Source organism: Limnospira sp. PMC 289.06, from assembly GCF_032350395.1.
In the GTDB taxonomy this organism is placed as follows: Bacteria; Cyanobacteriota; Cyanobacteriia; order Cyanobacteriales; family Microcoleaceae; genus Limnospira; species Limnospira platensis.
Genome location: NZ_JARPLC010000611.1, coordinates 1 through 224, shown reverse-complemented (window position 1 = coordinate 224; position 224 = coordinate 1). Strand labels below are relative to the sequence as shown.

1 pseudogene is annotated in these 224 nt (G+C 44.2%); it reads left to right on the top strand.

The features are described 5' to 3' along the window. Positions 1-36: 36 nt before the first annotated feature. Positions 37-224, top strand: a pseudogene (locus P5674_RS26435) (hypothetical protein); the annotation flags it as partial.

The following is a 224-nucleotide window of genomic DNA, read 5'->3' as shown; positions in this document are numbered from 1 at the left end:
CTCAGAGTCCAGGAGGACTTAAAACGTTCCGTTTATATGGGCATTCCATCTTTAGACTTGTCCTTTCCACCGGGGTACTTTAAAAGTCTGTGTAGGTATCTCAAACAAAATCCTACTTTTCCCCTTACTCTTTTGAGCGCAGCGTATCAACCTGTTTCGCTGCCTAATTTTTACGATGGTTCAAGCCGGACATTCGGTTTCCCTAATCATGGATGGTTGGCAGT